This is a genomic window from Streptomyces spirodelae, assembly GCF_017676385.1.
In the GTDB taxonomy this organism is placed as follows: Bacteria; Actinomycetota; Actinomycetes; order Streptomycetales; family Streptomycetaceae; genus Streptomyces; species Streptomyces spirodelae.
Map to the genome: position 1 here is coordinate 113,539 of NZ_JAFFZN010000011.1, position 25,794 is coordinate 139,332.

The following is a 25,794-nucleotide window of genomic DNA, read 5'->3' on the forward strand; positions in this document are numbered from 1 at the left end:
GCCATCCCGTCCTCCTCCTCGGTGTTCCAAAGGACACTCCGTACGCGGGGCCGGACGTGTTCAGCTCGTTCAGCCCAGGACGATCGGGTTGACGAAGGTGCCGGGACGCGTGGCGCTGGACTGGTCCAGAATGGCGCCGCCGTAGGGCCAGTCGAGGGTGACGTGGGCCGTCTCGTTGGGCGGCGTGATCAGGACCTTGCTCGGCACGAAGCGCTTGGGGCCCTTCATGTCACTGGGCACCGGCAGGATGTTCATGCTGACCGCGGCGGTGCTCTCACCGGGATGCAGGGTGATGGTGCTGGGCGTGTCCGCGGAGCGGCGCAGGTCCCAGGTTTCGCCGGACTTGCTGACCAGTTGGACACCCGGGAAGCCGCGCAGGGTGCAGGTACGCGCGCTGTCGTTCTTCAGTTGGACGCTCGCGATCTGCTGGTGGTCGGCGTCCATGTCCGGGGCGCCACCGTGCGGGCCGCCCCAGGTGAAGTCCAGCTCGCCGGTGTGGCAGCGCTTGCTGGTGCCGGCGGCGGAGGAAGTGTTCACCGCGTCGGTCCGCGAACCCTTCTGGGCGGCCTCCTTCACCTTCACACCCGCGGAGCCCTTCGCCTCGGCGCCCGAGGAGCCCTTCGCCGCGTCGGCGTGCGTGCCCGCCTTGGAGGAGGAGGCGTCAGTGGACGAGTTGCACGCGGTGGCACCTGCGCCGACCGCGACGACGGCCAGCACGGCGGCAGTGCAGCGAACGGCGCGAGTGAGCTTGCGAGTCATGGTTCCTCTTTCCCGGCGCCGGACCTCTCCGTCCGGCGCTCCCCGTCTCATGGAGTGCGTCTTACGGGAGGTGTGATGCGGCCCCTCCTGCGAAGGTTCACGACCCTGGCCGGAAAGATTGTCCGGAACTTGTAACGGCCATCCACACCGCGTCGTCCCCGCCATCTGTAGCGATGGCGGGGACGGTGGGATCAGCTCTTTCTCGTACTCAGTCCTTGTAGTACGGGGTGACCGGCACCGTGCCGTTGTCGTTCACCATGCAGGCGTAGCCCTCGATCAGCCCCGCGTTCTGCAGTTGGTCGCCGACCTTCTGGCAGTCCTTGATGCTGGTGCCGGGAACCACGATGTCCTTCCCCTGATGGACCGCCGGAGCGGCCTTGGGCCGCGCCGATCGAGTTCACGCTGCCCCGCACATTTTCGGGCCTCTACCTCGCCAACCGCTCGATGAAGGCCGCCCACTGGTTGGACGGTACGGAGAGCACGGGGCCGCGCTGGTCCTTGGAGTCGCGAACGTGGACGGTGGTGGCGGTGTGCGCTACCTCCACGCAGTCGCCACCATCCGAGCCGCTATAGCTGCTCTTACGCCAGGGCAGATCACCCGTCACTCGACCCTCACCCTCTCGATGAAAGCTACCCACTGGGCGGGCGCTACGGAGAGCACAGGGCCACGCTGGTCCTTGGAGTCACGAACGTGCACAGCGGTGGGGGCGTGCGCGACTTCCACGCAGTTGCCACCCCCCGAGCCGCTGTAGCTGCTCTTGAACCAGGGCAGTTCGGGAAGCCGGGCTGCCGCGTGCTCATTCGTCATCGTTCTCCTGCCAACTGCTCGATGAAGGCTGCTGACTCCTCGACGTTCAGCGCCTGCGATCGCAGCTTGCCATACCGCAAGGCGAATGTACTCACTTGTTTGGAGTCGCTGACGACATGGCCGATGTCCTGGGACTCGAAGTAGCCGTACCGCTGGTGCTCTGCGGTCTCCACAAGCACGAACCCGCCGTTCAGACCGGTGTGAAAGCCACTGCCGATCGGCACAACCTGAATGGCCACGTTGCGGAGGTTCCCCATGGCCAGCAGGTGCCTGTACTGCTCCCGCATCGTGTCCGCACCGCCCAATTCCTGGCGCAGGGCTGCCTCCCCGATGACGAAGGAGAAGTCCACCAGGGGACTCTTGGTGAGGATCTTCTGCCTGTTCAGCCGCGCGTCCAGGCTGTCATCGATCGCGTCCTCGTCCAGCATCGGGACGTGGCCCTCGAACAGAGCCCGCGCGTACGCCTCCGTCTGCAACAAGCCAGGGATCAGCAGCGGGTCGTAGTCAAACCTGCTCACTGCCTCCATCTCCAGCAACACGAAGTCGCGGAAGAATGGCGGCAGCTTCGCGAAGTCCACGTCCTCTTGGAGGATCGCCAGCACGCCATCCGCGTTCAGTTCCCGTTCAGCCGCCTCCGTGAGGGGAGCCTTCGCCGGGCGGCGGCCCTGTTCGACGGAGGCGAGTTGCTCCGGCGAATAGCCGAGGAGGGGGGCCAGCTCCTCCTGCGAATACCCAGCCGCCTTACGAAACTTGGCCAGCAGCTTGCCGTAGCCGACCCAGATGCCGGGGCGGTCGTCCTCGCGTTTGCGCTGCTGGGCGGTGTCCGCCGTGCGGGGTGAGGGGACGGCGCGGCCGTCTTTCCTGCGGTGTGGTGCCGTTGAGTTCTGCTTCGCACCGGTCATACGCTTCACGTCCTCGTGCGTGATTCCCGAAAAGGGGTCTTGGCGCCAACGCCGTTCACCGCGCTCACGTCACGGCTCACGGCCCGTACTTCCCCGCGCAGAAGGCGTGTGTCGGCGTACCTGTCGCCGGGGGACACCTTCTGACCTGGCCCACGCTAGCTGCGTAACGCGATCGTCACGCTATGAATCCGCAAATGCAGAGAATTCGTGGGCCCGAGCCGACCCGGGCGGCGGCGTCGCCCACCTTCGTGGTGCAGCTCAGTTCGACGCGGCGGGGCGCACGACTGGTGCGGCTGCTGGCGACGCAGTGGCTGGACGAGCGGGCGCTCTCGTACCGCAGTACGACGTCGCACACGGCGGCACTGATCGTGGCTGAACTGGCGGCCAATGCGGTACGCCACTGCGGCAGCATCGGCCGGGACTTCCGGCTGCACCTGACGCTGCGCGAGTCGGCGCCGGGGCGGGTGCTGCGGGTTGAGGTCACCGACGCCCGCGCGGACAAGCCCCTGCCGCCGGGTACGCCACGGCTGCCTGGCGACGAGGAGGAGACGGGGCGCGGCCTGCTCCTGGTGGACGCCCTGGCAGACCGCTGGGGCCAATACGGCAACGACGCCATCGCCAAAACCCTCTGGGCCGAACTGGATCTCCCCGTGTGAGCAGCAAGAAAGGTGCCGTTTTGCCCACAGAGGTCGGAGGTTACGAGCCCCCGGTCGGCGGGGTAGGCGCCGGTGATCGGTTCGACACGACCGGTTGCAGGAGGGGGAACAGTGTCAGATTCCATAGGCACGCCAATCGGGCCGGACTCCGCCGATTCCGGCGACGGCCACACAGCGATGCGGCTGAACCACGCACTGCCGCCCGACGGCGCAAACGGCAAACCCGTCGGCGGGGAGGGCGACCTCGTCGTTCATGACGACGAGTTGGGGGCGCTCGGCAACATGTCCTTCGAGCTGCATTCACGCCTGTCGTCCGCAGGGGACCGGGCGCGGCAGAACACGTTCGACGCGGCGGTCCAGCTCTTCAACGACGGGCTGGACGCCGGTTCGGCGCTCACCACGCTGCATGACGCCTGGAACACCAAGCTGGGCACGCTCAAGGAGGCATGCGCCCTCATCTCCAACCATCTGGACTATTCGAAGGCCCAGCATGCGAAGGATGAGCAGGACATCGTCACAAGCATGAAGAACGCAGCGGGAGAAGACATGACCGTCTCCCGCATCTACGACTACCTCAAGTAGGCGGCGCGTGCGACGCGGAACCTGACGAAGGAGGAAAGGGAGATACTGCATGGTCACCTACCGTCAGCTTCATGATCTGCGGCTCGGGACTCTGAAGAAGGCGGTCAGCGACTGGAAAGACATGGTCGACGACCTGACAAAGTTGGCTGGTGAAGACGCTCGCGGGCAGGGCACAACTGCCGCTGGACTCGCACAGAAGGCCAAGGCCGCGGACTGGGCCGGGCAAAACGCGGATGTGACGAAGAAGTTCGTCACCAAAGCAGCAGGCGAGTTCCAGGACGTACTGGCGACTGCCCGGAGCGTGCACACGATCCTGGACGGGCTGCACACCAAGATGAAGGCCCACAAGGAAGCCCTGAAGGACGTGGTCGCCAACGCTGACAAGGGGGTCCACGTCACCGCGAACGGAGTAGTCGAGCCCCGGGAGGGTGCCGACCCGAAACCCACCCAGAAGCAGATCGACGCCGTCGCCGACGATATCAAGAAGGTCCTCAAGGCTGCCGATACCACCGACAAGGGAGCCGCAGAGTCTCTTCGGCATGAAGCCAAGGACAAGTACAACTTCCTCTCTTCTCGTATCACCGACTTCGAGAAGACGCGGCAAGCGGTCAAGGACGCGGATGCCGTTGTGAAGCTCGCCAAGAAGGACCCGAGCGAGTTGACCAGTACCCAACTCGACCGGCTGAATGACTGGCTGAAGCGCAGCGGCAAGGATCCCGTGTTCGCCGAGCGAGTGGCCACCGATGTGGGGCCGAAAAAGTCCCTCGCGTTCTTCGCCAAGGCGATGGACCTCGACGCATGGCGGTCAGCGCACGAGGGGGAACTCCCCAGGAATTACGGCGCCTACCAGAAAGCGGTGGACGAACGCAAAAAGCTCCTGGGTGAGTTGGAGGTCGGCCTCGGCACCACCCTGGCAACGGCGTCCCGCTCCGAGAGCGGTGACATGGCCGCGTGGAAGAAGGGTGTGATACGAGCCGGTGACGAACCCGTCGCGGGAACGTCCGCGCACAAGCCGATCTATGGCTTCCAGGCGATGAGCAACCTGATGCGGCACGGCAAGTATGAGGGCGACTTCCTCAACAACTACGGCAACGCACTGGTCGCCTACGAGAAGGAGCACACAGGCACCGTCAAGGACCCGGGTCCTGGCGGCAGGACCCGCGAGGACGTGCTGCCGTGGGACCGCCTGCCCTCCTATGCCCAGCAGGACCACATGCGCTTCGGGCCGGGCAGCGACAAGGACGCCGGTATCGATCCGATGACCGGTTTCATGAAGGCCCTCTCCCACAACCCGGACGCCTCGACGGACTTCTTCGGCCATCCGGACGAGCAGACGGGTGCGGACGGCAAGGGCGGACAGTCCCACTTCGACTACCTGTTCAAGGACCGCGAGTGGGAGTCGCTCCCGGGCTCGGAGGGCGGAAAGCCAGGCCACGATGCGATGGCTGAGGCGCTGGAAGCCGGGGCGACCGGCCATGTCGCCGGCGCCGAACCGGACTCCCTGGTCCACTCCGCCGCCCAGGCACGAATCATGGAAGACGTCGTCAAAGCCGTCTCGGACGATCCGTCCCGCCTCACCGGCCACCTGGAGATGGGCGACAGTATCGGCCGGATGGCCCGGGAGTACATGCCCGACATCTACCGGGGCCTGGAAAGCGGCACACCGCCGGAGGACCCGGGAATGGCCGATCTGCCCGAGGACCAGCAGTTGAACACACTTGAGCGGCTGTTCCCTATCGCCGGGGAGCCAGCGGTATTCGGATCCTCTGGAGAGGCCGAGTCGAAGGTGGCCAGATTCTTGATATCTCTCGGACAGAGCCCAGAGGGATACCAGGAAGTACTGGCCGGGCAGAAACTCTACGGGGACGCGGTCCTGAAGCACCATCTCGACCCTGAGATGCAGGCGCAGCTGCAGCCGTATGAACGTTTCGAGGCTTCTGAGACGGATGCCAAGGACCGGGCAGCGCATATTGTGGAGCGCGTCAGCCGGCAGTCCGGGTATGTCACAGGCGCACTCACACTCGGTCGGCAGGAAGCTGTGGTGAGTGAGGGGCTCGCCCACGACGCCGCTTACGAGAAGGCGCAGGCCAGGGTGGGAACATGGGGCTACGGTGCGGGTGCCACCGTTACCAACGTGTTGTTGGCGCACAACGGCGTCAAACCAGTCGCCAGCGCAGTCATCTCCGGCTTGACAGGATCCGGGCTCTTCGTCGGCCCGAGTGAGTGGAACATGGCCAACGACCACAATGAGGGCGCAGAGAAGGCAAAGCTGACGTCGGACTACTGGTCGCACGCAAGGGCGGACGACGTCACGTCGACCAACAAGATGTATCACGGATACGGCGGGGACCAGTACGGGCCCGATCATTGGGATACTTGGGTGCGTGCAGGGTCCACGGACGGCTTCAATGAGGCGCTGGTAGCCGGCCAGACAATGGCTACTGAATTCACAAGTGGTGACCAAGTGAAATCCCTGAAGCCGGCGGAGGAATAATGGTGGTTCTTGGCGAACGCCGCAATGCGCCAGTGTGGTTGCTCATTGCGGTGGCTGTCCTTCTTGTTGCGGTGGCTCTCCTGTCCTACGCCCTGGTTTCGGAAGAAGACGGCGGTGCGTCAGCCCGTTTCGACTCCGCGGAGGCCGACTGTTCCTCGGTCACTGGGACGAGTAACGCCGCCGAACTCCGCCGCATCGTCCCGGATGCGTCCTTCTACTCGGTGAAGGCCGAGAGACTCATCAAGGAGAGGGCGGCCAAGTTGCTGTGTGAGGTGCGCGCGGACGACCGGGTCGCCGTGCGGTTCCTGGTGAAGGAGACGGCGGGGGACCGGGACGACTGGGCGCGGTACATCACGCAGACCGACATCGACTGGTCTTCCGGCCGGCACAAGGTGGATGTATACGGGGGCGGCTTCTCCGACGCGCACGCAGCAGCGCTTTTCCTGCCCTGTCCAGGGCGAGCCGAAGCGATGGGTGCGAACCAGGGCATGAGCCTGACCGTCACCGCTCCCCCGGACGGTGACCACGAGAAGGACCTCCTCCAGCTGGCCAAGCGCACCGCGAAGTACGCCTCACAGCAGTTGGGATGCCAGAAGTAGCAGCGTGGCGGGCGGCCGTACCGCGGTACGGCCGCCACCGCCTAGCGGAGCTCCAGTGGGGGGAGGGTGGCCGCGTTCGGGGTGGCCGGCTGGGCTTGGGCTCGGGGGTCCTCCCCCAGGGAGTCGACGATGGCGTTGCCCGCCGTGGTGTGGACCGGGCGGAAAAAGCCGACAGCCAGGTAGAGGGCCAGTGAGGTGAGCAGGGGGAGGCCGACCGTCATGGGTTGGGAGGCGTCCTCCACGCCCCAGTAGAGGATCGCCCAGACGGCGATGCCGCCGGCCCAGGAGCTGATGGCGGCCAGCGAGCCGTGCCGTTTGAACCAGGGGAGGAGGCCGAGCATCAGGGGGATGGAGATCGGGCCCATGGTGGCGGCGACGATGCTGACGACGACGGTCATGATGAAGCCGTCGGGGTCGGAGAAGAGCGCGAAGCCCATGCTGAGGGTGACGAACGCGACCGTGGTTATTCGGGCGAAGAGGAGTTGGCCGCGCTCGCCGAGGGTGCGGACCCGGCGCACCAGCACCGGCGCCAGGTCGCGGGTGATGACGGCGGTGATGACGTTGGAGTCGGAGGCGACCATGGCCATGGTGTGGGAGAAGAAGCCGGCCAGCAGCAGTCCGACCATGCCGCTGGGCAGCAGTTCCTGAGCGAGTTCGATGTAGGAATCCTCGCCGTTCTCGATGCCCGGCACGATCAGCGGCGCCGCGATCATCGGGATGAAGAGGATCAGCGGCCATATCAGCCACAGTGCGCTGGACAGCAGCGCGGACTTCCTCGCCCGGGAGCCGGAGGGCGCGGCCATGTAGCGCTGGGCGAGGTTCCACATTCCGCCGTTGTACTCGAACGTCTTGACCAGCAGAAACGCGAGGATCAGTGTCGTGGTGACCGGTCCGGCGACCGGATCGCCGTGTCCGGCCGGCAGATCGCCCCACATGGTCCACAGCGTCGAGAAGCCGCTCAGCTGCGCCATGACGGCCACCAGCATGGCGATCCCGGCCGCGAACTGGATGATGAACTGGCCGAAGTCGGTGAGCACATCGGCCCACAGCCCGCCGAAGGCCATGTAGATCATGGTGCAGACGCCGGTGAGGGTGATGCCCCAGGCCAGCGGTATGTCGGCGAAGCCCTGCAGCAGTACGGCGATCGCGACCCACTTGGCCGCGATGTCGACGACCTTGAGCGCGGCCCCGCTGTAGGCGAGCACCTGCTGGGTGGGCAGGTTGTAGCGCACCGCCAGGTACTCCAGCGGGGAGTTGACACCGTGCTTGGCGCGCAGCCGGTTCCAGCGGGGTGCGAACAGGAAGGCGCCGATGCCGACGCCGATCCCGATGGTCATCGGCCACCAGAAGTAGACGGTGAAGCCGTAGTCGTAGGCGACGGCGGCGAAGGTGACGAACATGATGGCGCTGTAGCCGGACATATGGTGCGAGATCCCGGAGAGCCACCAGGGGATGCGGCCGCGCGCGGTGAAGAAGTCCGCGACGTTGTCGACCCGGCGCGTCGCGTACAGGCCGATCGCCAGCATGACGAAGAAGTACGCGCCGACAACTCCCCAGTCCAGTCCGGACATGGCGGCTCCCCTGGTTCGGTTCGCATCAATCAATTCATGTGCATGAACACGTGCCAGATCGCTGAACGTGCGTCACCCTAGAAGTGGCCTATAGGAGCGTCAAGACTGCGCACACGGCCGAACACACAGCAGCACCCCGCCGGTTCGCCATCCATGTCGATGAATGTGAACCGGCGGGGTGAAAGAGCGCATCATCCCCGTCAGCTTGCCGTCAGTCGTGCAGCGTGCTCTCCAGCAGCCGCGCCCACTGCGCGACCACCCGCTCGCGCCGCGCGCTGTCGTCGGTCAGCAGATTGGCGAGACCGAGCCCACGCGCCATGTCCAACAGCCCCTGCACGGTCTCCCGGACGCCGGGCCGGCGCTCGTCGACACCCAGCAGCTCCACCGCCATCCGGTGGGTCTCCCGTCCCATCCGGGCCTCCAGGTCCGTCACGCGGGGGCCGAGCTGGGGCTCGTTGGAGGCGGCGACCCACAGGTGCAGGGCCGCGCGGAAGAGCGGCCCGGTGTAGAGCCCGACCAGCGCCTCGACGACGGCACGCGCGCCGGCCGGAGCCGGCAGCTCCCGCAGGGCGCGCGAACGCCCCTCCGCCACGTACTCGACTTCGCCGAGGTCCCGGCCCTCATGTTCACCTGCGCCCGCACCGCCGGCTGGTCGGCGCACATCCTGGAGCAGAAGCGCACCGGCCGCCTCGTCCGCCCTCTTACGGGTCTCCGCGTCAACGCCGTCATGCCGTGGGTCGATCACGGCCGACGGCCCGTACATCCCCGCGCAAGAGCGCGCGCGTGGCCGTTACCGGTGGCCGGGGGACGCGCTCCTGACCTGGGCCACGCCAGCCGCGTGACGAGACCGTCACGCTATGAATCCGCGAACGCAGGAATTTCGCCAGTCCGGGCCACCCCAGGTGGGGGCCGGATCGGAGGAGCCGTGGGCCACGTTCTGCGTGCAGCTCAGTTCGACTCGGCGCGGAGCGCGGCTCGCGCGGCTGCTCACGACGCAGTGGCTGGACGAGCACACGATCCCGTACCGCAGCACGTCCTCGCACCATGCGGCGCTGGTCGTGACGGAATTGGCGGCGAACGCCGTACGGCACTGCGGCAGCGTCGGCCGGGACTTCCGGCTACGCCTGACGTTGACCGGGACGGCGTCCGCCGGGCGGCGGCTGCGGGTGGAGGTCACCGACGCACGCGCGGACAAACCGCTACCGCCCCGGGTACCGAACCACCGTCCCCCGAGGAGGAGTCCGGCCGCGGGCTGCTGCTGGTGGACGCCCTGGCGGACCGCTGGGGGGACCGGGTGAACGACTCGATCACCAAGACCCTGTGGGCGGAGCTGAATCTGCCCCTGTGCCCAGCAGACGGCAAGGCTGCCAGGCTGTCAGAAGTGCGGGCGGAAGCGAGCCACGACCGGCGCAGCGCGGCGACCAGCTGAGGTACCGCCACCGTGGGGCGGTACCTCGCAGCTGCGGGGGTCGGTCATCGGGGTACGGGCGCGACGATGCAACCGTCTGCGGATGGCTGCCAGCCCGGCAGGAGGCGGCCGAGCCGGTGCAGGGGTGGCCTGGGAAATGTATGCTCCGCCGAGGATCACTTCATCCCCCACGCGATACGGAACTACCGCTCCCAACGGACGGCGAGTTGGCGGGGCATTGTCGTCCAGGAGGCACGGGACGAGAGGGCCTGCTCACGGTGGCGGATTGTGTTCGGGATTCGGAGGAGGTGTCTGCAGCGGTGGGATCGTCGCAGTCCAGCCTGTTCATCATCGTGAGCGCGATCTTTGTCATGGTATGTGCCCTCCTGGTGATGTCCCTGCTGGTCGCACGTCACCGGCGACGACGCCAGTCAACGCTGCCTGCCATTGCCCGGAGGCGGCCGGTGGCACGAGCCACCACCGCCGCCGCTTCGCGGCCTCACCCGCCGTCTGCTCCGACCGCAACCCTTTGGGAGCCCGGCACCGCCACTCTGTCAGCCGGCCGGTTCACGCTGTTGGAAGAACTCGGCCGCGGTGGCATGGGCGTGGTCTGGCGAGCGAGGGACGGGGTGCTGGGTCGGCAAGTGGCGATCAAGCAGCTCCTCCCGCCTTCCGGGCTCTCTTCCGACGCCGGAGGGGCCGTGCGGGCCCGGATGCTCCGGGAGGCGCGGGCCGCCGCACAACTCACGCACCAGAACGCCGTCACCATCCATGACGTGCTGGTGGATGAAAACTCGGTTCTCATCGTGATGGAACTGGTCAAGGCGGTGACGCTGAGCGCAACGGTCGAGAGGGACGGCCCGCTGCCTCCCGCGCGGGTCGCCGCAATTGGTCTCGACACGCTCGATGTGCTGTCAGAAGCTTACGACCTGGGCATTGTTCATCGCGACATAAAGCCAGCGAACCTCCTTGTCCGAACCGACGGGTCGATCAAGCTCGCCGACTTCGGCATTGCCCGGTTCCAAGGTGATCCCACCCTGACCGAAGCGGGCGCCATCATCGGCACGCCTGCCTACATGGCTCCGGAGCAGATCCGAGGGCTGAACAGCTCACCCGCCACCGATCTGTGGGGACTCGGCGCCACTCTCTTCTATGCCGTCGAAGGGAAGCCCGCGTTCGGTCGGCCGAGCCCGACGGCAGCCATGGCTGCCGTCCTGACCGACCCACCACTCACTCCGCACCGCGCGGGCCCGTCGTTGAGCGCCGTGCTCACCGGTCTCCTCGCGAAGGACCGGAAAGACAGACCGACCTCATCGCAGTTGCGTTCGCAGCTTGCGGGAATTGTGTCGCATCGCTGAGCGCCTCTGGGAGAGGCGTGGAGGCAGGCGCCCCGGGCGGGGACGCGCAGACCGGAAAGGCGAGAGCCGACCAAGGCGCCGCCGAGCGGAGGAAGCCGTCAGTCCCGCAGGCTGTCCTCCAGCAGGCGGGCCCACTGGGCCACGACGCGCTCGCGGCGGGCGCTGTCGTCGGTGAGCAGGTTGGCGAGACCGAGGCCGCGGGCCATGTCGAGGAGGCCCTGGACGGTCTCGCGGACGCCGGGGCGGCGCTCATCCACGCCGAGCAGGTCGACGGCCATCCGGTGGGTCTCCCGTCCCATCCGAGCCTCCAGGTCCGTCACGCGGGGGCCGAGCTGGGGCTCGTTGGAGGCGGCGACCCACAGGTGCAGGGCCGCGCGGAAGAGCGGACCGGTGTAGAGGGCGACCAGCGCCTCGACGACGGCACGCGTCCCGGCGGGGGCCGGCAGCTCGCGCAGCGCGCGCGAACGCTCCTCCGCCACGTACTCGACAGCCGCCGTGAACAGGTCCTCACGGGTGGGGAAGTGGTGCTGCGCCGCACCCCGCGAGACTCCCGCGTGCTCGGCAACCACCGTGACCGTGCTGCCCGACCAGCCGTGCTCCGCCAGGCAGGTCACGGCGGACTCCAGCAGGCGCTGCCGGGTGGCCCGGCTGCGGTCCTGCTTGGGCGCGGCACCGCGAGTGCCTGCGGCGCCGCGCGCGCCCGTGGAACCGCCACGTGTGTTCGCGGGACCGCCGCGCGCACCCGCCGGGCCGCCGCGGGTGCTGCCCGGCTGCCGTTCGCGCCCGGCCCGTGTGTTCACCGCGCGGGCGCCTGCCGCACTGCCCATTCGGGCTCCCGTCGTTCGAGGAAGGCCGTCATGCCCTCGCGGGCCTCGTCCGACGCGAACAGCCGCGCCGACAGTTCAGCGAGCGTACCGGTGTCCCGGTCGAACGCGGCCAGCACCTCCCGGGTGACCAGCCGCTTCGACTCCGCCAGCCCCTGCGGGGAGCCGCGTCGCAGACCGTCCAGGACGGGTGCCAGCGCCTCGTCCGGATCGTCGGCGGCCAGCGTGATCAGGCCGATGCGGGCGGCCTCGGCCGGGCCGAACCGCTCCCCCGTCAGGTAGTACCGCGCCATCGCGCGCGGGTCCGTACGGGGCAGCACCGGCATCGAGATCACCGCCGGAGCCACCCCGATCCGCGCCTCCGTGAACGCGAACGTCGCCCCCGGCCCCGCGACGGAGATGTCACACGCCGCCAGGAGTCCGGTGCCGCCTGCCCGGACGTGCCCGGTGACCCGGGCCACGACCGGCTTGGGGAAAGCGGCGATCGCACGCAGAAGGGCGGCCAGCGCCCTTGGCCCGTCGGCCGATGCCGCGTCCGCGCCCGCCTCGTTCAGGTCGGCGCCCGCGCAGAAGGTGTTGCCCGTGTGGGTGAGCAGTACCGCCCGTACCGACGCGTCCTCCTCCGCACGCGCCAGCTCCGCGTACAACTCGCCCACCAGTCGTGCGGACAGCGCATTGCGGTTGTGCGGCGAGTCGAGAGTGAGCGTGCGAATGCCGTCCTCCGTCGCCGTACGGAGCACGTTCTCCGGCGCCGCCATCCGTTCCCCCGTCCCCATCAGTACGACTTCGGCAGGCCGAGCGTCTGGTGGGAGACATAGTTGAGGATCATCTCCCTGCTCACCGGCGCGATACGTGCCACCCGGGACGCCGTGATCAGCGCCGCCAGCCCGTACTCCCGGGTGAGACCGTTGCCGCCCAGCGTGTGCACCGACTGGTCCACGGCCCGCACGCATGCCTCGGCGGCCGCGTACTTCGCCATGTTCGCCGCCTCGCCCGCACCGACGTCGTCTCCCGCGTCGTACAACTGTGCCGCCTTCTGCGTCATCAGCCGCGCGCACTCCACCTCGATGTGCGCCTGCGCGAGCGGGTGTGCGATGGCCTGGTGCGCGCCGATCGGCTCCTTCCACACCTGCCGGATACGTGCGTACTCCACCGCTTTGCCGAGGGCGTGACGCGCCATTCCGAGTGCGAACGCCGCCGTCATGATGCGTTCCGGATTGAGCCCCGCGAAGAGTTGGAGAAGCCCCGCGTCTTCGTCGTCCTCGCCGACGAGCGCTTCGGCGGGCAGGCGTACATCGTCCAGTACGAGTTCGAACTGTTTCTCCGGCGCGTCGATCTCCATATCGATCCGGTTCCGGGAAAAGCCGGGCGCGTCGCGGGGGACGATGAACAGGCACGGTTTCAATTTGCCGGTGCGGGCGTCCTCCGTGCGGCCCACGACGAGGGTCGCCTCCGCGATGTCCACCCCCGAGATGAAGACCTTCCGTCCGGTCAGCACCCACTCGCCGGTCGCCGCGTCGCGGCGGGCCGTGGTCGTGATGCGGTGCGCATTGGAACCGGCGTCCGGCTCCGTGATGCCGAACGCCATCTTCAGGCTGCCGTTCGCCATGCCCGGCAGCCACTTCTTCTTCTGCTCCGCCGTGCCGAAGCGGGCTATCACCGTGCCGCAGATCGCTGGTGAGACCACCAGCATGAGCAGCGGGCACCCCGCGGCACCCAGCTCTTCCAGCACGATGGAGAGCTCCTGGATGCCGGCGCCTCCCCCACCATATGCCTCCGGCAGGTTGACGCCGAGGTAGCCGAGCTTCGCGGCCTCCTCCCACAGGGCGTCCGTGTGGGTGCCGTCCGCGACGACCTGTGCGAAGTAGTCGCGTCCGTAGCGTTTGCCGAGTGCCGCGACCGAGGTGCGCAGCGCCGTCTGTTCGTCGGTCTCGATGAGCGCGGTCATGGATGTCCCTTTCCGACTTCTCGGGCCTCAGGCCCCTGCTCACGCTGTGCGCCGGGGCCGCCCCCGGAGCATTCAGGCGGTGACCACCGCCAGGACCGCACCCACCTCCACCTGGTGTCCGGCCGCGACGTGCAAGGCGGTGACCCTCCCGTCGGTGGGGGCCACCACGCGGTGCTCCATCTTCATCGCCTCCAGCCACAACAGCGGCTGGCCCGCGACGACTTCGGCGCCCTCCGCGACGCCCTGGCCCAGCCGCACCACCGTGCCCGGCATCGGGGCGAGCAGTGATCCCGGCGCGGCGGCGGCCTCGGGCTCGGCGAGGCGCGGCTGGGCTGTGAAGGCGTGCCGGCCGACGAAGACGCGGTCGCCGTGCACGGCGACCGGGAACCGCCGCCGGACCCCCGCCACCTCCAGGACCACCTCGTCGGGCCGCACGTCGACGGCCCGCAGCCCCGGGTACGCGGCGGGCTCGGGGGCGACGCCGCCCCGCGTCCAGAGGTACCGCACCTCGTGCTCGGTGCCGTCCCCGGCCACGTACCGCCGGTTCGCGGGCGCCGAGGGCACATTGCGCCAGCCGCCCGACCGGGCGGCGACCCGTGGCCGAGGGGGCCGCCCCTGACCTGGCTCGTCGCGCACCGCCTCGGCCAGCGCGGCGGCCACCAGCGCGTACCGAGCGCCCTCGGACTCCCGGTCGGAGGCGGCCTGGGGGGCGGTCAGCTCCGCCAGGTTCCGTTCGTAGAACCCGGTGTCCAAGCACCCCGCGTCGAGGTCGCAGAAGTCGCGATGGCGCAGCGAGCGCACCAGCAGATCCCGGTTGGTGACCGGCCCGTGCACGGTGGCGGACTCCAGTGCGCGGGCCAGCTTCCGGATCGCACCCGCACGGGTCGGCGCCCAGGCGACGACCTTGGCGAGCATCGGGTCGTAGTGCATCCCGATCTCGCAGCCGTCCGTGACACCGGCATCCACGCGTACCTCCCCCGGCACCTGGAACCGCCACAGCCGCCCGGTCTGCGGCTGCCAGTCGCGGGCCGGGTCCTCGGCGTACAGCCGGGCCTCCACGGCGTGGCCCTGGGCGGCGGGTGGCCCCTCAGCAGGAAGGGACGCGCCCTCCGCGACCGCGATCTGGTGCGCCACCAGATCCACGCCGTAGACGCACTCCGTGACCGGGTGCTCGACCTGCAGCCTGGTGTTCATCTCAAGGAAGAAGGGGCGACCCGATCGCGAGACGAGGAACTCGACAGTGCCGGCGCCCGCATAGCCCACCGTGCGGGCCGCCACCACCGCGGCCCGCTCCAGCGTGCGCAGCACCTCGTCGCCGAGCCCCGGCGCGGGGGCCTCCTCGATGACCTTCTGGTGCCGCCGTTGCAGGGAGCAGTCCCGGGTGCCCAGCACCCACACGCCACCGTGCGCATCCGCGAGCACCTGCACCTCGACGTGGCGTCCCCGCTCGATGTACGGCTCGACGAACACCTCGCCGTCGCCGAAGGCGGAGGCCGCCTCCGCGCGGGCCGCGCGCAGTTCGCCCTCCAGCGCGGTCACCTCCCGTACGACGCGCATGCCGCGTCCGCCGCCGCCGGCCGCCGCCTTGACCAGGACGGGCAGGTCCGCCTCCCGCACCCGAGCCGGGTCGAGAGGCTCCAGCAGCGGCACCTCGGCACCGGAGCCGCCGCCAGCCGCCGCCAGCAGCTTCTTCGCGGCGGTCTTGGAGGCCATCGCCTCGATCGCGGCCGGCGGCGGCCCGATCCAGGTCAGCCCCGCGTCCTGGACCGCGCGGGCGAACTCCGCGTTCTCGGAGAGGAAGCCGTAGCCGGGGTGGACGGCGTCGGCGCCGGCCGCGAGCGCGGCGGCCACGACGAGGTCGCCCCGCAGATAGGTGTCGGCAGGGGCGCTGCCAGGGAGCCGTACGGCGGCGTCGGCCTCACGGACGAACGGCGCCTCGGCGTCCGCGTCGGAGTGCACGGCGACGGTGGCGATACCGAGTTCCCGGCAGGTACGGAAGACCCGTCGGGCGATCTCGCCCCGGTTGGCGACCAGGATGGTTCGGATCATTCGCTGCTCCCTCTCCCGCTGTACGCGGCTCACATCCGGAAGACGCCGAAACCGCCGCGGGCACCCCGCACCGGCGCGTTGTGGATCGCGGACAGGCAGATGCCGAGGACGGTGCGGGTGTCGCGCGGGTCGATGACGCCGTCGTCGTAGAGGCGTCCGGAGAGGAACATCGGCAGCGACTCGCTCTCGATCTGCTGCTCGACCATGGCCCGGAGCCCGGCGTCCGCCTCCTCGTCGAAGGGCCGGCCCTTGGCCGCGGCCGACTCGCGCATCACGATCGACAGCACTCCGGCGAGCTGCTGCGGTCCCATGACGGCGGACTTGGCGCTGGGCCAGGCGAACAGGAAGCGGGGGTCGAAGGCGCGGCCGCACATCCCGTAGTGGCCGGCGCCGTAGCTGGCGCCGAGCAGCACCGACAGGTGCGGGACCTTCGAGTTCGAGACGGCGTTGATCATCATCGAGCCGTGTTTGACGATGCCGCCCTGTTCGTACTCCTCGCCGACCATGTAGCCGGTGGTGTTGTGCAGGAAGAGCAGGGGGATGTCGCGCTGGTTGGCGAGCTGGATGAACTGGGTGGCTTTCTGGGACTCCTCGCTGAAGAGCACCCCCTGCGCGTTGGCGAGGACGCCGACGGGGTAGCCGTGCAGCCGCGCCCACCCGGTCACGAGGCTGGCCCCGTACAGCGGTTTGAACTCGTCGAAGGCGGAGGCGTCCACAATCCGGGCGATCACCTCACGCGGGTCGAAGGGCACCTTCAGATCGCCGGGGACGATGCCGAGCAGTTCCTCCGGGTCGTACAGCGGCTCGCCCACGCAGGCCGGGTCCGGGTCGGAGTGGGCCTTGCGCCAGTTGAGGCGGGCGACGACGCGGCGGGCCCGGCGCAACGCGTCGGGTTCGTCCAGCGCGTAGTGGTCGGCCAGTCCCGACGTACGGGCGTGCATGTCCGCGCCGCCCAGGCTCTCGTCGTCGGCCTCCTCGCCGGTGGCCATCTTCACCAGCGGCGGGCCGCCGAGGAACACCTTGGCGCGCTCCTTGACCATGATCACGTGGTCCGACATACCGGGTATGTAGGCGCCGCCCGCCGTCGAGTTGCCGAAGACGACCGCGAGCGTCGGAATACCGGCCTCCGAGAGCCGGGTGATGTCCCGGAACAGGGCGCCGCCCGGGATGAAGATCTCCTTCTGGCTCGGCAGATCCGCGCCGCCGCTCTCCACCAGGCTGATGCAGGGCAGCCGGTTGGCGTAGGCGATCTCGTTGGCCCGCAGCGCCTTCTTCAGCGTCCACGGGTTGCTGGCACCGCCGCGTACGGTGGGGTCGTTGGCGGTGATCAGGCACTCGACGCCCTCGACGACACCGATCCCGGTCACCAGCGAGGCACCGGTGGTGTAGTCGCTGCCCCACGCGGCGAGCGGAGACAGCTCCAGGAACGGGGTGTCCGCGTCGAGGAGGAGTTCGATCCGCTCGCGGGCCGTCAGCTTGCCCCGCTCGCGGTGCCGCGCCACGTACTTCTCGCCGCCGCCCGCGAGGGCCTCGGCGTGCTCGGCGTCCAGCTCTTCGAGCTTGGTCAGCATCGCGGAGCGGTTGGCCTCGAACTCCGGCGCACGCACATCGAGAGAGCTCTTGAGGGCGCTCATGGGAGGAACACCTCCGGTATGTCGAGACGGCGCGCGCGCAGCCATTCGCCGAGCGCCTTGGCCTGCGGGTCGAACCGGTGCTGTGCGGCCACGCCTTCGCCGAGGATGCCGTCGATCACGAAATTGAGCGCCGCGAGATTGGGCAGCTCGTGCCGGGTGACGTCGAGTGCGGCGGTCTCCGGGAGGAGCTCGCGGAGCCGGTCGGTGGTGAGCGTGGCGCGCAGCCAGCCGTAGATGTCCGGGTCGGCGTCGCGGGCCCAGACGCCGACGTTGGCGCTCCCGCCCTTGTCCCCGCTGCGCGCCCCGGCGACCAGACCGAGTGGGGCACGGCGGGTCCGCGGGCTCTGCCGCTGCCGCGCCGCGGGGGGTACAGGGCACGCGGCCTCCCGGTTCCGAGAGGGAGCAGGGGCGGGGGTGGAGAAGGAGGCATCCACCCGCGTACCGTCCGGCAGCACCGCCACATGCGGCACCGACTCGGCAGCCACGTACGCCGCCTCGAAGACCCCGTACGGCGCGCCCCGCGACGGCGGGGCCATCAGATGGAAGCCCGGGTAGCTCGCGAGCGCCAGCTCGACAGCGGGTCCCGAGACGGCGCGGCCGACCACGCTCTCGTCCGGGTCCCGCACCACCAGCCGCAGCAGTGCACTGGCCTCCTCCTGGACGTCCGCGTCCGTACGGTCCGTACGGGCCAGGCTCCAGCTCACCTCGGCAGGGCGCCGCGCACCGGGCCGCGCGAGGGCGGCCTCCAGCTGCTCCTGGACGAGCGCCGCCTTGGCGGCCACGTCGAGCCCGGTCAGGACGAAGGTGACCTCGTTGCGGAAGCCGCCGAGCCGGGTGAGGCCGACCTTGAGCGTGCCGGGCCGGGGCTCTCCCCTGACGCCCTCGACACGTACCCGGTCGGGGCCCTCCTGGCGCAGCCGTACGGAGTCCAGCCTTGCGGTCACATCGGGGCCGACGTAGCGCGGCCCCGCGGTCTCGTAGAGGAGCTGCGCCGTGACGGTACCGACGGTCACCGCGCCGCCGGTCCCCGGGTGTTTGGTGATCACCGAGGAGCCGTCCGCGGCGATCTCCGCCAGCGGAAACCCGGGATGGCGTACGTCGACGGCGTCCCGGACGAAGAAGGCGTAGTTGCCGCCGGTTGCCTGTGTCCCGCACTCCAGCAGGTGCCCGGCGACGACGGCGCCGGCGAGCCGGTCCCAGTCGTCGTCCGCCCAGCCGAAGTGCGCGGCGGCGCAGCCGCTGACCAGCGCCGCGTCGGCCACCCGCCCGGTGACGACCACATCGGCACCGGCGCGCAGGCACGCGGCGATCCCGGCTCCGCCCAGATACGCGTTGGCGGTCAGCGCGTCCCGGCCCCAATTCCCCGCCTGGAGCAGGTCGTCGCCCTCGACGTGCGCCACCCGCGCGGGCACACCGACCCGCTCGCTCAGCTCGCGTACGGCGTCGGCGAGCCCGGCCGGGTTGAGGCCGCCCGCGTTGGCCACGAGGGTGACACCGCGCTCACGGGCCAGACCGAGGCCGTCCTCCAACTGCCGCAGAAACGTCTTGGCGTAGCCGCGCGCCGGGTCCCCCAGCCGGTCGCGGCCGAGGATGAGCAGGGTGAGCTCGGCGAGGTAGTCACCGGTGAGGATGTCCAGCGGGCCGCCGGTCAGCATCTCGGTGAGGGCGGCGAAGCGGTCGCCGTAGAAGCCGGAGGCGTTGCCGATCCGCAGGGGCTCCGGGTGCTCCGGGGTGCTCACGCCTCTCCCTCCGGCACCACCCGGCCCAACGGCGCGCGTCCGACTCCGGGCGGGCCCGCGAACGCCTGCGCGATGCTCAACCACCGTTCGGCCTCCGCGCCTTCGGCGCGCAGGTCGGTGTCGTCCCGGTGCACCCGCTGGGTGACCAGGCGGCAGAAGTCCAGTGCGCTGCCGGCCACCGACTGGCCCGCGTCCTTCGGCCCGTGGGCCCACACCTGCCCTTCGGGCCCCGTCACCGCCACCCGGAAGGGCTCGGCAGGCGGCTCCAGTCCGCGCACGGCGTAGGCGAAGTCGCGGGCACGCACGCCGATTCGTACCACGTGCCGCAGTCGCTCGGTGGGCTCCCGTACGACGCCGAGAGCGTCGGCGACATCCGTGCCGTGTGCCCAGGTCTCCATGATCCGTGCGGTGGCCATGCTCGCCGCGCTCATCGACGTGCCGTACCAAGGCAGCCGGACGCCAGGTGCCAGTCCGGTCAGTGCCTCCTCCAGCTCTCGCCGCCCTGCCCGCCAGCGCTCCAGCAGTTCGCCGTGCGGCAGACGGGCTCCGTCTTCGGCTCCCTCGTCGATGAAGCCGCCCGCGTCGGCGAGCGCCAGGCGCTTCTCGGCCTCGCGGCGGAAGCCCTCGGGGTCCCGCGCGGCGAACAGCGCCTGCTGGTCCGTCCACGCCAGGTGGGCGATCTGGTGCGCGACGGTCCACCCCGCGGCGGGGGTCGGCGCAGCCCAGGCGGCGGGCGGCAGATCGGCCACCAGCCCGTCCACCTCCGCGCTCTCGTCCCGCAGGTCCTCCAGCACCGCCCCGAGTACGCCCTGTGATACGGCCAACTCCCCGCCCTCCCTGTGTCCGTGAGCACGAGAGTGACAGCGCGGTCAAAAACAAGCAAGCGCGCTTGCATGACTTTTTCTCTCGCCGGTGGGCGGTTGTACGGCGATGACGACCGATGACGACCGAACGTGTGAGCCGGGAAGCGCTGCTTGCGCCAGCCGAGGGGCACCATGCCCGGACAGTGCGCCCGCTGGGCAGTTCGGAGGCCGCCTGGCACGCGGACGTGCTCGAGGTCGAGGTGCGCTGAGCAGGCGCGGCAGCCTCCCGGGTTGCGGGAGCGTATGCCAGGCCCCCGTTCCGGAGTGAACGGGGGCCTGGCAGCGTGCCCGGGATCAATCCCGTGAGGTCAGGCTCTCCGCCAGGACCTCCGCCAGGTGTCGGCTCCGGAAGCCGCCGAGCTGGTCCATCTGGGTACGACAGGAGTAGCCGTCCGCCAGCAGCTCGGTTCCCGGCTCCGCCTCCCGCAGGGAGGGCAGCAGCTGGTCCTCCGCGCAGGCTGCGGAGACCTCGTAGTGGCCCTTCTCGAAGCCGAAGTTGCCGGCCAGGCCGCAGCAGCCGCCGCTGAGCTCGCCGGTGAGGCCCGCACGGTCACGCAGCCGGCGCTCCGCCGCGTCGCCGATGACGGCGTGCTGGTGGCAGTGCGTCTGCCCGGCGACCGGGCGGTCGATACGGGGCGGCTCCCAGCCGGGGGCCTGCTCCTCCAGGGTCTGCGCGAAGGTGCGGACGGCCTGGGCGAGCCGCTTCGCGCGCGGGTCGTCGCTCAGCAGCTCGGGAACGTCCGTCTGGAGCGCGGCGGCGCACGGGGGCTCCAGGACCGAGATGGGCAGGCCCGCGTCCAGGGCCGGTTCCATCACGTCCAGGGTGCGGCGCATCACCGTACGGGCCCGGTCGAGCTGGCCCGTCGAGACGTAGGTGAGACCGCAGCACACCTGCTTGGGCGGTACGACAGGCTTCAGCCCCGCGTCCTGGAAGACCCGCACCGCGGCCGACCCGGCCTCGGGGGAGAGGTAGTTGGTGAAGGTGTCCGGCCACAGGACGACCGGCTTGCCGGTGGCGGAGGCGCGGCCCGGCTGCTTGCGCCACCAGTGCGTGAAGGGCGTACGGGGCAGCGCCGGGATGTCCCGCTCGGGGGCCAGCCCGCCCAGCCGCTTGGCGAGCGCCGCGAGCGGGGGCACCTTGGCGCCGGCGTTCAGCAGCGGCACCGTACGGGTGGCGGCGGCCAGCCGCAGCCAGCGGGGCAGCCAGCCCATCGAATAGTGCGCCATCGGGCGGCGCTTGCCAGGTGTCCCCGTTGCGGCGTCACCCTCGTAGTAGTGGTGCATGAATTCCGCCTTGTAGGTGGCCATGTCCACCCCGACCGGGCAGTCGCTGCGGCAGCCCTTGCACGACAGGCACAGATCGAGCGCGTCGTGCACCTCCTCGGACTGCCAGCCGTCGGTGACGACCTCGCCGGCGAGCATCTCGTGCAGCAGCCGGGCGCGCCCGCGTGTGGAGTGCTTCTCCTCGCCGGTCGCGCGGAAGGACGGGCACATGACGCTCGCCCCCGCCGTCTCGTTGCGGCACTTGGCCACGCCCACGCAGCGGCGTACGGCTGCCGAGAAGTCGCCCCCGTCGTGCGGGTAGCCGAACTCCACATCGACCGGCTTGCGCGGCAGCGGCGCGAAGCGCAGGTTGGCGTCCAGCGGCTCAGGGCGTACGAGAACGCCCGGGTTGAGTCCGTCGGCCGGGTCCCACAGGTCCTTGAACCGGCCGAAGAGTCCGACCATCTCCTCGCCGTACATCCGGGTCAGCAGCTCGGCGCGGGCCATGCCGTCGCCGTGCTCACCGGAGAGCGAGCCGCCGTGCTGCACGACGACGTCGGCCAGCGCGGTGGAGAAGTCCCGGAACTTGGCGATGCCCGCCTCGCCCAGCAGATCGAAGTCGATGCGTACGTGGATGCAGCCGTCCCCGAAGTGCCCGTACGGCAGTCCGCGCAGCCCGTACTCGCGCAGCAGCTTGCGGAAGTCCCGCAGATAGGCGCCGAGCCGGGGCGGGGGGACGGCGCAGTCCTCCCAGCCGGGCCACGCCTCAGCGCCGTCGGGCATGCGGGTGGCCGTACCTGAGGCGTCCTCGCGGACCCGCCACAGGGCGCGCTGTCCGGCCGGGTCCACGACGAGGGCGTGGTCGGTGGTGCCCTCGCGCGCCGCGCCGCACAGCTGTTCCGCGTTGGCCCGCGCGTGGGCCGCGTCGTCGCCGCCGACCTCCACGAACAGCCACGCACCGCCCTTGGGGAGGGAGGCGCGGGCCGCGTCCCCGACCAGGTCGTTGGCCATGCCCTCGACGGTGAGGGGGTGGTACTGGAGCAGCCCGGCCGCCGCCTCGGCCGCCGCTGACTCGTCCGCGTAGCCGAGTACGGCCAGCACCCTGGCGCCCGGCGTGGGCACCAGCTTCACGGTGGCGCGGGTGAGCACGCCCAGCGTGCCCTCGCTGCCGGTGAAGACGCGCGCCCAGTCCTCGCCCTTCTCGGGGAGCAGCTCGTCCAGCGCGTAGCCGGAGATCCGGCGGGGCAGCTCGGGGAACCCGGTGCGCAGCCGGGCCAGTTCGCCCTGCACGAGAGAGGTGGCGCCGGTGCGCAGCCGCTCGGGGACGCCTTCCCCGCCGCGCCCGAGCCGGGCACGCTCGCCGCCGTAGGTGAGGACCTCCAGCTCGTGCACGTTGTCCGCCGTGGTGCCCCAGGCGACCGAGTGGGAGCCGCAGGAGTTGTTGCCGATCATTCCGCCGATGGTGCAGCGGGCGTGGGTGGAGGGGTCGGGCCCGAAGGTGAGCCCGAAGGCACCGGCCGCGTTGCGCAGGTCGTCCAGGATGACGCCGGGGCGCACCACGGCCGTGCGGCTGTCCGGGTCCAGATACTCGATGGTGCGCTGATGCCGGGTGAAGTCCAGCACCACACCCAGCCCTGTGGCCTGCCCGGCGATGGAGGTCCCCGCCCCCCGCGCCACCACGGGGACGCCCCGCTCACGGCAGACGGCCAGCACGGCCGCCACATCGTCGTCGTCCTTGGGCGCCACCACACCCAGCGGCACCCGCCGGTAGTTGGAGGCGTCCATCGTCATCAGTGCTCTGTCCTGGGCGCCGAACTCCACCTCGCCGCCGGGCACTGCTGCGCGCAGTGCCCGTTCCAGCTCCCGTGCGTCTGCGTCTGCGCCTGCGCTTGCGCTTGCGCCTGCCCTACGTGCGTCTCCCATGCGCACAGAGTGCACGCTGACCCGGGCCGCTCGCTGCCCCTGCGGGATCTTTCGTGTCTGTGGTCCGCGTCACGCTCTTCTCCGGCCGCCGGAAAGCGTCTGACCTGCGGATGGACGGGTTTTTGTCAGCCTGCCGATCTGGCCCAAGAGCGGCTGTGAAGCTGTCCAGCATGGCCATTGATGACCGGGCACGCAGCGGTGCCCGGCTCACTCGGCGTACGGATCGGGCACCGTGAACGCCTCCCGCAGCCGGGGCGGCGCGGCCTGCTGCCAGGAGTCGACGACGATGTCCCGCAGCTCCGCCATGTCCTCCAGTGCCGCCAGCCGCGCCCGCACCCAGTTGGAGCCCGCCTCGTGCGGCGGCACCCAGAACTTCTCCGGCTCGGCGGCGATCAGCTCCCCCCTCTCCAGGCGCGGGCAGCGCACCGCGAAGGAGGACTGGTCGTCCGGCATGGTGAGGAACATCTTCCCCGCCACCCGGAAGGTCGGCATGGCCCACGCCTCCACCTCCTTGGTCTCGGGGAGGACGAGGGCGAGACGCCGTACATCGTCGGGACCGGGGCGGGGGCCGGGCCGGGGATCGGACTGGGGATCGGACTGGGGATCGGACTGGGGATCAGGGCTGCGACCTGCTGTCATACGGCCAGCTTATGAACCGGCACCGACAGCGGACCGACAGTCGGGGTGTCCACCGTTTGTCTCAGGCCCTGGACGGCTGCCGTGGTGGTCTGGACAGCGGCACTAGGCTGACCCCGTGGCTGATCTCCAGATTCCCGCTGACCTCAAGCCCGCCGACGGCCGTTTCGGCTCGGGCCCCAGCAAGGTGCGTCCGGAGGCGCTCAGCGCCCTGGCTGCGACCGGTACCTCCCTCATGGGCACCTCCCACCGGCAGGCGCCCGTCAAGAACCTGGTCGGAAAGGTGCGCGAAGGCGTACGGAGCCTCTTCTCGCTGCCCGAGGGGTACGAGGTCGTACTCGGCAACGGCGGCTCCACCGCGTTCTGGGACGTGGCGACCCACGGCCTGATCGAGGGCAGGTCCCAGCACCTGTCGTTCGGCGAGTTCTCCTCCAAGTTCGCCAAGGCGGCCAAGCAGGCGCCGTGGCTCGGTGACCCGAGCGTCATCCAGAGCGACCCCGGCACCCACCCCGAGGCGCGCGGCGAGCAGGGCGTCGACGTCTACGCGCTGACCCACAACGAGACCTCCACCGGTGTCGCCATGCCGCTGCGGCGGGTGCCGGGCGCCGACGACGGCGCGCTCATCCTGGTGGACGCCACCTCGGGCGCCGGCGGCCTCCCGGTCGACATCACCGAGACGGACGTCTACTACTTCGCGCCGCAGAAGTCCTTCGCCGCGGACGGCGGGCTGTGGATCGCGGTCTTCTCCCCCGCCGCCATCGAGCGCGCGGAGCGGATCGCCGCCTCGGAACGCCACATCCCGGCGTTCTTCGACCTGCAGACGGCGATCGACAACTCGCGCAAGAACCAGACGTACAACACGCCGGCGCTGGCCACGCTCTTCCTGCTCAACGACCAGCTGGAGTGGATCAACGGGCAGGGCGGTCTGGAGTGGGCCGTCTCGCGCACCGCGGACTCCTCCTCGCGGCTCTACGGCTGGGCGGAGAAGGCGTCGTACGCGTCGCCGTTCGTCACCGACCCGGAGCAGCGCTCGCAGGTCGTGGGCACGATCGACTTCGCGGACGGCGTGGACGCCGCGGCCGTGGCCAAGGTGCTGCGGGCGAACGGTGTCGTGGACACCGAGCCCTATCGGAAGCTGGGCCGCAATCAGCTGCGGGTCGCGATGTTCCCGGCGGTGGAGCCCGCGGATGTCGAGGCGCTGACGGCTTGCGTCGACTGGGTGATCGAGCGCCTCTGAGCCTCGCGCTTGGCTGGGAGGGGGTGCCCCTGTTCCGCCGTTGCAGGCGGCAGGGGCGCAGGGTGGGCAAGCGCAGCCCCCATGCGGGGTAGCATCCCCTCCCGCTCCGCGGGGTACGGCACTCGCATGAGCACCCCCACCACCGGCCTTGAGCTGTTCGCCCGGGAACGGCGCGTACGGCTGACAACGTACGAGCGAGAAGGTACGCCCGTCGGACACGGCGCGCGGATCGCCGTCGAAGGCGACCGCGCGTACGTCCGCACCCACACACGCGCGAAACAGCGTGCGCACATCGAGCGCTACCCGGAAGTGGAACTCTCGGCCGCCACCCTCACCGGCACCCCGAACGGGGCGCCGATGAAGGCGCGGGTGCGGGAGCTGCGGGACAGCGAGGCGCGGCACGCTGCCGCGCGGCTGGCCCGCAGACACCCGCTCACCCAGGGTCTGCTCGTACCGCTCGGCTACCGGCTGATGTTCGACCGGCCGGTCCACTACGAGCTGCGGCTGGTCGGCGAATAGGCGCCGGAGCCGTCCGGAGCCG

At 70.1% G+C, this 25,794-nt stretch carries 25 protein-coding genes; 9 read left to right on the forward strand and 16 right to left on the reverse strand.

The annotated features are described in order from the left end of the window. Positions 1-69: 69 nt before the first annotated feature. The 5 genes from JW592_RS14140 to JW592_RS14155 form a co-directional block, all read right to left on the reverse strand. Positions 70-759 carry a DUF4232 domain-containing protein gene (locus JW592_RS14140; protein WP_209265401.1) on the reverse strand — a complete coding sequence of 230 codons (690 nt, stop codon included), beginning with the start codon at positions 757-759 and terminating at the stop codon, positions 70-72. 208 nt (positions 760-967) lie between these two features. Further along, on the reverse strand, positions 968-1,102 hold the full coding sequence (locus JW592_RS33205; protein WP_267878008.1) for a hypothetical protein: 135 nt from the start codon (positions 1,100-1,102) through the stop codon (positions 968-970). Positions 1,103-1,184: 82 nt separating this feature from the next. Continuing rightward, positions 1,185-1,364, reverse strand: coding sequence for a DUF397 domain-containing protein (locus JW592_RS14145; RefSeq protein ID WP_209265402.1), 180 nt, complete (start codon positions 1,362-1,364; stop codon positions 1,185-1,187). Continuing rightward, positions 1,361-1,567 (reverse strand): DUF397 domain-containing protein, encoded by a 207-nt coding sequence (locus JW592_RS14150; protein WP_209265403.1) that lies wholly within the window; start codon positions 1,565-1,567, stop codon positions 1,361-1,363. The genes JW592_RS14145 and JW592_RS14150 overlap by 4 nt, the downstream gene beginning before the upstream one ends. After that, complete coding sequence (locus tag JW592_RS14155; protein WP_209265404.1) at positions 1,564-2,469, reverse strand: helix-turn-helix domain-containing protein; 906 nt, start codon at positions 2,467-2,469, stop codon at positions 1,564-1,566. Before JW592_RS14155 ends, JW592_RS14150 begins: the two co-directional genes overlap by 4 nt. Before the next feature lie 194 nt (positions 2,470-2,663). Between JW592_RS14155 and JW592_RS14160 the strand changes: the two genes are divergently transcribed. From JW592_RS14160 to JW592_RS14175, 4 genes are all read left to right on the forward strand, one after another. Next, positions 2,664-3,125, forward strand: coding sequence for an ATP-binding protein (locus JW592_RS14160; protein WP_229375978.1), 462 nt, complete (start codon positions 2,664-2,666; stop codon positions 3,123-3,125). A 177-nt stretch (positions 3,126-3,302) separates the two neighbouring features. After that, on the forward strand, positions 3,303-3,707 hold the full coding sequence (locus JW592_RS14165; RefSeq protein WP_209265485.1) for a hypothetical protein: 405 nt from the start codon (positions 3,303-3,305) through the stop codon (positions 3,705-3,707). Between the two features lie 49 nt (positions 3,708-3,756). Further along, positions 3,757-6,201 (forward strand): hypothetical protein, encoded by a 2,445-nt coding sequence (locus JW592_RS14170; protein WP_209265406.1) that lies wholly within the window; start codon positions 3,757-3,759, stop codon positions 6,199-6,201. A gap of 71 nt (positions 6,202-6,272) precedes the next feature. Continuing rightward, positions 6,273-6,800 (forward strand): hypothetical protein, encoded by a 528-nt coding sequence (locus JW592_RS14175; RefSeq protein WP_209265407.1) that lies wholly within the window; start codon positions 6,273-6,275, stop codon positions 6,798-6,800. Between the two features lie 41 nt (positions 6,801-6,841). Here JW592_RS14175 and JW592_RS14180 read toward each other — a convergent pair whose 3' ends face one another. Both JW592_RS14180 and JW592_RS14185 read right to left on the reverse strand, forming a co-directional pair. Further along, positions 6,842-8,371 (reverse strand): sodium:solute symporter family protein, encoded by a 1,530-nt coding sequence (locus JW592_RS14180; RefSeq protein ID WP_209265408.1) that lies wholly within the window; start codon positions 8,369-8,371, stop codon positions 6,842-6,844. Positions 8,372-8,582: 211 nt separating this feature from the next. After that, positions 8,583-9,116 carry a TetR/AcrR family transcriptional regulator gene (locus tag JW592_RS14185; protein ID WP_372446505.1) on the reverse strand — a complete coding sequence of 178 codons (534 nt, stop codon included), beginning with the start codon at positions 9,114-9,116 and terminating at the stop codon, positions 8,583-8,585. A gap of 516 nt (positions 9,117-9,632) precedes the next feature. Here JW592_RS14185 and JW592_RS33360 point away from each other — a divergent pair. After that, complete coding sequence (locus tag JW592_RS33360) at positions 9,633-9,800, forward strand: hypothetical protein (RefSeq protein ID WP_307805412.1); 168 nt, start codon at positions 9,633-9,635, stop codon at positions 9,798-9,800. A 299-nt stretch (positions 9,801-10,099) separates the two neighbouring features. Further along, on the forward strand, positions 10,100-11,137 hold the full coding sequence (locus JW592_RS32775; protein WP_307805413.1) for a serine/threonine-protein kinase: 1,038 nt from the start codon (positions 10,100-10,102) through the stop codon (positions 11,135-11,137). A 98-nt stretch (positions 11,138-11,235) separates the two neighbouring features. Here the strand turns inward: JW592_RS32775 and JW592_RS14205 are convergent, their stop codons facing one another. The 7 genes from JW592_RS14205 to JW592_RS14235 form a co-directional block, all read right to left on the reverse strand. Continuing rightward, entirely contained in the window at positions 11,236-11,964 is a 729-nt protein-coding gene (locus tag JW592_RS14205; RefSeq protein WP_229375982.1) for a TetR/AcrR family transcriptional regulator, read from the reverse strand. Beyond that, entirely contained in the window at positions 11,934-12,719 is a 786-nt protein-coding gene (locus tag JW592_RS14210) for an enoyl-CoA hydratase family protein (RefSeq protein ID WP_209265487.1), read from the reverse strand. The genes JW592_RS14205 and JW592_RS14210 overlap by 31 nt, the downstream gene beginning before the upstream one ends. 17 nt (positions 12,720-12,736) lie before the next feature. Beyond that, positions 12,737-13,909: an acyl-CoA dehydrogenase family protein gene (locus tag JW592_RS14215; protein ID WP_209265409.1), complete on the reverse strand. Its 1,173-nt coding sequence runs from the start codon at positions 13,907-13,909 to the stop codon at positions 12,737-12,739. A 72-nt stretch (positions 13,910-13,981) separates the two neighbouring features. Next, on the reverse strand, positions 13,982-15,958 hold the full coding sequence (locus JW592_RS14220; RefSeq protein WP_209265410.1) for an acetyl/propionyl/methylcrotonyl-CoA carboxylase subunit alpha: 1,977 nt from the start codon (positions 15,956-15,958) through the stop codon (positions 13,982-13,984). Positions 15,959-15,987: 29 nt separating this feature from the next. After that, positions 15,988-17,592, reverse strand: a complete 1,605-nt coding sequence (locus JW592_RS14225; protein ID WP_209265411.1) for an acyl-CoA carboxylase subunit beta — start codon at positions 17,590-17,592, stop codon at positions 15,988-15,990. Further along, complete coding sequence (locus JW592_RS14230; RefSeq protein WP_209265412.1) at positions 17,589-19,331, reverse strand: acyclic terpene utilization AtuA family protein; 1,743 nt, start codon at positions 19,329-19,331, stop codon at positions 17,589-17,591. The genes JW592_RS14225 and JW592_RS14230 overlap by 4 nt, the downstream gene beginning before the upstream one ends. After that, the gene (locus JW592_RS14235) at positions 19,328-20,155 is read right to left on the reverse strand and encodes a TIGR03084 family metal-binding protein (RefSeq protein WP_209265413.1); all 828 of its coding nucleotides are present in this window, start codon (positions 20,153-20,155) and stop codon (positions 19,328-19,330) included. Before JW592_RS14235 ends, JW592_RS14230 begins: the two co-directional genes overlap by 4 nt. Before the next feature lie 116 nt (positions 20,156-20,271). Between JW592_RS14235 and JW592_RS33210 the strand changes: the two genes are divergently transcribed. Next, positions 20,272-20,403 carry a hypothetical protein gene (locus JW592_RS33210; protein WP_267878009.1) on the forward strand — a complete coding sequence of 44 codons (132 nt, stop codon included), beginning with the start codon at positions 20,272-20,274 and terminating at the stop codon, positions 20,401-20,403. 85 nt (positions 20,404-20,488) lie between these two features. Here JW592_RS33210 and JW592_RS14240 read toward each other — a convergent pair whose 3' ends face one another. Both JW592_RS14240 and JW592_RS14245 read right to left on the reverse strand, forming a co-directional pair. After that, on the reverse strand, positions 20,489-23,380 hold the full coding sequence (locus tag JW592_RS14240; RefSeq protein WP_229375984.1) for an FAD-binding and (Fe-S)-binding domain-containing protein: 2,892 nt from the start codon (positions 23,378-23,380) through the stop codon (positions 20,489-20,491). A gap of 207 nt (positions 23,381-23,587) precedes the next feature. Next, positions 23,588-24,019 (reverse strand): MmcQ/YjbR family DNA-binding protein, encoded by a 432-nt coding sequence (locus JW592_RS14245; protein ID WP_229375985.1) that lies wholly within the window; start codon positions 24,017-24,019, stop codon positions 23,588-23,590. Between the two features lie 115 nt (positions 24,020-24,134). On the opposite strand from JW592_RS14245, the gene serC reads away from it, so the two are divergent. Then, positions 24,135-25,253: a phosphoserine transaminase gene (gene serC, locus JW592_RS14250; RefSeq protein ID WP_209265414.1), complete on the forward strand. Its 1,119-nt coding sequence runs from the start codon at positions 24,135-24,137 to the stop codon at positions 25,251-25,253. A 126-nt stretch (positions 25,254-25,379) separates the two neighbouring features. After that, positions 25,380-25,772, forward strand: coding sequence for a PNPOx family protein (locus JW592_RS14255; protein ID WP_209265415.1), 393 nt, complete (start codon positions 25,380-25,382; stop codon positions 25,770-25,772). The last annotated feature ends 22 nt before the right edge of the window (positions 25,773-25,794 follow it).